Here is a 4893-nt window from a genome sequence, read left to right as displayed (position 1 = left end):
TCACGAGGCCGAAGAACATCGTCAGGGCCGAGAACGAACCCAAGATGGGTGTGATGCTCGGCGGCAGAATATGATAATCGTGATTTTTGGCACCCGCCATGGTCAATTCCCTGTAGTCTTAACGTGGTAAGTTTGCCTTAGCTTCCGTTCGCCTGTGGGTCCACCGTGTTTGGCTTTTCCACTGGGTAGAATGTGTAGCTAAGTGTAATTTCTTCAATGTCCTTGGTCTCTGGATCGGTCATGATCTTTGGATCGACATAATATAGGACCGGCATTCTAACTTGTTCACCGGGCTTAAGTGTTTGTTCGGTGAAGCAAAAACACTGTATTTTGTTGAAATATTTGCCAGCCAGCGCCGGCGTGACGTTAAACGTTGCCGTCCCCGTCACCGCTTCGCTCGACATATTTTTTGCCAAATATACCGACATATCCTTCGCGCCAATGCTGACCGTGTCGGTCGGGCGTTCCGGCTTGAATTCCCAAGGCAAGTCGCCGCGATGATTGGCGTCAAACCGGATGACGATGGATTTGTTCGTAGCGGACACTGTCGCCGCTTGCGCAGCATCAACCCGCATCGTTGTGCCACCGAACCCCGTCACCTGACAAAACAGGCGATAGAGCGGAACAGCTGCAAAGCCTACGCCAACCATCGAAATGGCAAGTGCGCCTGCCAAAAAACCAGTTTTTGCGTTCGATATAGCCATCAGCCCCAGACTCCGACTTTTACGACTGTGATCAGGAAGAACAATATGCACAAGCCAACAAGGGCAATGCCCATAACACGCGAGCGCGCCGCTTGGCGTTTGCGGATAAGCGCGGTTTCTTCGGCGGTATACGGCGATTGGTCAGACTGGGTCATGCGATCACCATACGGTCAATTGCGAACAGAGCGAACAAAAGAAACAGATATAGGATGGAGAAAGCGAAAAGCTGCTTCTCCGGCTTCATCGCGGCGGCATCGGTTGCTTCATTTTGCCAAACACGGAATGCAAGGATAAGGAATAGCCCGCTCAACAACACCGAAGTCGCACCATATAGCCAGCCGCTATCGCCCAAGATGAACGGCAATATCGCTGCGCCCGCCATGGGGAAGCTATAGCCAAATATCTGGTTACGCGTAACGCGCTGACCCTTCACATTTGGCAGCATCGGAATGCCCGCTGCGCCATAATCGGTCTTCATAAACAGCGCCAACGCCCAAAAATGCGGCGGGGTCCACAAGAAGATGATGGTGAAGAGCAAGACCGGCAGGAAAGTCACATCTCCGGTGACGGCGGCCCATCCAATGACCGGCGGAAATGCGCCTGCGGCGCCGCCGATAACGATATTTTGTGGCGTGTTGGGCTTAAGCCAGATTGTGTAGACGATGGAATAAAAGAATATCGAAAACGCCAGCAAGCCTGCCGACAGCCAGTTTACCGCAACACCCATGATGCCAACGGAAAAGGCAGCAAGGCCAACGCCGAAGTGCAACGCTGCCTCACGATCCATTCGGCCGGCGGGCAATGGCCGCTGTGCTGTCCGGGCCATTTTGGCGTCGACATCAGCTTCGTACCACTGGTTCAGCGAACCACATGCACCAGCGCCCAATGCAATGCACAGCACTGCCGTAAAGGCGATAATGGGGTGGATATTGCCAGGCGCGGCCAGCAGACCACATAAGGCGGTGAATACGACAAGCGACATAACTCTGGGCTTGGTTAAAGCCCAGAAGTCACGCCATTCGGCGGGCATCAATATGTCGCGCGCTGCGGTTGTCATGTCCGTATCCAAACGCCTTAAAGCTTTGAAGCGGCGAACCGCCGCCGGTTACTTGATAACCGGCAGCGTTTCGAACTGGTGATATGGTGGAGGGCTCGTCAACGTCCACTCAAGCGTTGTCGCGCCTTCACCCCAATAATTGTCTTCTGCGCGGCGACCGGCCAGCAAAGACCAGATCACGTTGACGAAGAATATCAGGATACCCACACCCATGATGGCATAGCCCATCGACGCAACGCCGTTCCAATAGGCAAATGCCTCTGGATAATCGGGGTAACGACGTGGCATGCCGGAGTTTCCGAGGAAGTGCATTGGGAAGAACAAGACGTTCACGCCAATGAAGAACACCCAGAAGTGCAGATGGCCCAAAAATTCGTTCAGATGACGACCCGACATCTTCCCAAACCAGTAATAGAAGCCGGCGAAGAGCGAGAAGACCGCACCAAGCGACAACACATAATGGAAGTGGGCGACAACATAATATGTGTCGTGCAAATTGTCGTCGAGACCACCATTGGCGAGCACAACACCCGTCACGCCACCAACGGTGAACATGAAGATGAAGCCCATTGCCCAAACCATTGGCGTTTTGAAGCTGACCGAACCGCCCCACATGGTGGCGATCCAGCTGAAGATCTTAATGCCGGTTGGCACCGCAATCACCATCGTTGCCGCGGTGAAGTACATCTTCATGTCAACGCTCATGCCCGTGGTGAACATGTGGTGCGCCCAAACGACGAAGCCAACGACACCGATTGCGACCATGGCATAAGCCATGCCGAGATAACCGAAGACAGGCTTGCGGCTGAACGTCGCAACGATCTGGCTGATGATGCCAAAGCCTGGCAAGATCATGATGTACACTTCAGGATGTCCGAAGAACCAGAACAGATGCTGATACAATACAGGGTCACCGCCGGCAGCCGCATCAAAGAATGCGCCGCCAAAGTTACGGTCAACCAAAAGCATCGTGATGGCCGCAGCCAATACGGGCAATGCGAGCAACAGAAGGAATGCGGTCACAAGCACGGACCAGACAAACAGCGGCATTTTATGCAGCGTCATGCCGGGCGCGCGCATGTTGAAGATGGTCGTGATGAAGTTGATCGCACCCAGGATCGATGCCGCACCTGCAAGGTGAAGCGAGAAGATCGCCATATCGACCGCAGGTCCAACGGAACCGGACGTCGAAAGCGGCGCGTACACCGTCCAGCCTGTACCGGCGCCAAGTCCTGTACCACCAGGTACGAAGCTGGAACCCAGCAACATGATGAACGCAACAACCGTCAGCCAGAAGCTGACATTGTTCATACGTGGGAACGCCATGTCTGGCGCACCAATCATGAGCGGCACGAACCAGTTGCCGAAACCACCGATGATGGCTGGCATGACCATGAAGAACACCATGATCAGGCCATGGGCGGTGATCAGCACGTTCCACATATGATAGGCTTCGTCCAACGACGCTTCCTTGCCGGCCATCATGGATGCCCAGCCCTGAAGATACTGGATACCCGGCGCAGCAAGTTCAACGCGCATAAGGCCCGAAATCGCGCCGCCGATGATCCCTGCGAAAATCGCAAAGATCAAATAGAGCGTGCCGATATCCTTGTGGTTAGTCGACATAAACCAGCGCGCGAAGAAGCCTGGCTTGTGATCCGCGTCATGATGGTCATGCGCGTGGAGGTCTGTACCTGTTGCGGCAATCGTGGTCATCAGTCTGGCCTTTTTACTTGGTTGGCGCTGCGGCAGGGGCAGCGACTGGGTCAGTGGTTGGTGCAGCGGCTGCAGGGGCAGCTACGGCTGGTGCTGCTGGTGCTGGCTTTTCAGCGCCGGGCATCGTGCCGCCTTGCGCCTTAACCCATGCAGCAAACTTTTCTGGCGGCAGGGCCTCTACAACGATGGGCATGAACGCATGCCGTGCACCGCACAGCTCCGAACATTGTCCAAAATAGACGCCCGGCTTCGTGATCGTCAGCGACTTTTCATTCAAGCGGCCAGGGACGGCATCAAGCTTGAACCACAGCGATGGTACCGCAAAAGCGTGGATGACGTCTGCAGCGGTTGTCTGAATGCGAAGCGGAACGCCGGCTGGCACAACCATACGATTGTCTACGGCCAGCAGCTTGGGGCCGTCATTTTCAGTACGGAAGCGCTCACCCTTGGCAGCGTCGCCCTGCTCTTTGAGCATGTTGGACACAACTTCAAAGCCGCCATGGTCAGGATAAGTGTAACCCCAATACCATTGATAGCCAGTTGCCTTAATGGTCACGGCGTCTGCCGGTGCTGGCTTGAACTGCTTGGCAAGCAAGTCGAGCGATGGGTAAGCAATGCCGAGAAGGATGAGGACTGGAACCAACGTCCAAACAACCTCAATGAAGGTATTGTGCGTCGTCTTTGAAGGGACGGGGTTTGCGCGGCGATTGAACCGCACGATCACCCAAAGCAGCAAGCCGAGAACGAAGAGCGAAATGATCGTGATAATTGGCAGCAAAATGGCGTTGTTAATCCATTTCGCATATTGGCCGTTCTCGGTGAACTGTTCCTGAAAATCGACTTCCTTCGGCTTCGGCATACCGACGCTGTTGGCATAGTCAGGACGCAGCGGCGTGTAGCCAGGAAGCGAACCATCCATCGATTTTGGCGCAGCGGCGGCTGGCGCTGCTTCTGCTTCAGCGGCAACAGGTGCTGCTGCGGCGGGTGTTGCGACAACCGGCGCAGCCACTTCTTTCGTGACTGGCGCAGGCGCGGGATTCGCAGGTTGCGCCAATGCCAATGACGGCATTGCCATGGCAGCCATTACAACCAGAAATTTCTTCAACATAATCATCAATTTAGCCCCGTATTCTTGGTGCGACGCAGAAATATTGCGTAGGCCTGACCCCCCGCTGGAAGGTCGGACTCGCGCGACCTATAGGCGCGCTTATCTGAACCCTCAAGCGGTCGATTAATGATTTTTAGCATTTAATTGCTCCACTCTTCTACCTATTTGCGTTGCAATCCGCTAAACGGAAGATGCAAAACACAACATTCGCCAGCCAGGAAAAATCTCCCCATCATGACCGAAGATGAAATATTATCTGAATTCCGTAGCGTCGACGCACTGCTCGAAGGACATTTCCTGCTGTCGTC

General features: G+C 54.5%; 5 protein-coding genes and 1 pseudogene. All 6 read right to left on the bottom strand.

Annotation, left to right across the window (positions count from 1 at the left end; genetic code table 11):
• Positions 1 to 100: pseudogene (locus tag ACILQA_RS09785) on the bottom strand (cytochrome c oxidase subunit 3); the annotation flags it as partial.
• A gap of 37 nt (positions 101 to 137) precedes the next feature.
• Complete coding sequence (locus ACILQA_RS09780) at positions 138 to 704, bottom strand: cytochrome c oxidase assembly protein (RefSeq protein WP_395629522.1); 567 nt, start codon at positions 702 to 704, stop codon at positions 138 to 140.
• Positions 704 to 859 (bottom strand): hypothetical protein, encoded by a 156-nt coding sequence (locus ACILQA_RS09775; RefSeq protein WP_395629521.1) that lies wholly within the window; start codon positions 857 to 859, stop codon positions 704 to 706. The genes ACILQA_RS09780 and ACILQA_RS09775 overlap by 1 nt, the downstream gene beginning before the upstream one ends.
• Positions 856 to 1761, bottom strand: coding sequence for a heme o synthase (locus tag ACILQA_RS09770; RefSeq protein WP_395629520.1), 906 nt, complete (start codon positions 1759 to 1761; stop codon positions 856 to 858). The genes ACILQA_RS09775 and ACILQA_RS09770 overlap by 4 nt, the downstream gene beginning before the upstream one ends.
• A gap of 48 nt (positions 1762 to 1809) precedes the next feature.
• Complete coding sequence (gene ctaD, locus ACILQA_RS09765; protein ID WP_395629519.1) at positions 1810 to 3477, bottom strand: cytochrome c oxidase subunit I; 1668 nt, start codon at positions 3475 to 3477, stop codon at positions 1810 to 1812.
• Positions 3478 to 3490: 13 nt separating this feature from the next.
• Positions 3491 to 4591: a cytochrome c oxidase subunit II gene (gene coxB / locus ACILQA_RS09760; RefSeq protein WP_395629518.1), complete on the bottom strand. Its 1101-nt coding sequence runs from the start codon at positions 4589 to 4591 to the stop codon at positions 3491 to 3493.
• Between the last annotated feature and the right edge of the window lie 302 nt (positions 4592 to 4893).

The sequence above is a fragment of the Sphingorhabdus sp. genome (assembly GCF_044239005.1).
Lineage (GTDB): Bacteria > Pseudomonadota > Alphaproteobacteria > Sphingomonadales > Sphingomonadaceae > Sphingorhabdus_B.
This window is presented reverse-complemented; position numbering and strand designations above follow the sequence as displayed.

What these genes read in the sequence shown, in the direction of transcription:
- ACILQA_RS09780 (WP_395629522.1), bottom strand. Translation starts at nt 704, where the DNA reads ATGGCTATATCGAACGCAAAAACTGGTTTTTTGGCAGGCGCACTTGCC.
- ACILQA_RS09775 (WP_395629521.1), bottom strand. Translation starts at nt 859, where the DNA reads ATGACCCAGTCTGACCAATCGCCGTATACCGCCGAAGAAACCGCGCTT.
- ACILQA_RS09770 (WP_395629520.1), bottom strand. Translation starts at nt 1,761, where the DNA reads ATGACAACCGCAGCGCGCGACATATTGATGCCCGCCGAATGGCGTGAC.
- ctaD (WP_395629519.1), bottom strand. Translation starts at nt 3,477, where the DNA reads ATGACCACGATTGCCGCAACAGGTACAGACCTCCACGCGCATGACCAT.
- coxB (WP_395629518.1), bottom strand. Translation starts at nt 4,591, where the DNA reads ATGATTATGTTGAAGAAATTTCTGGTTGTAATGGCTGCCATGGCAATG.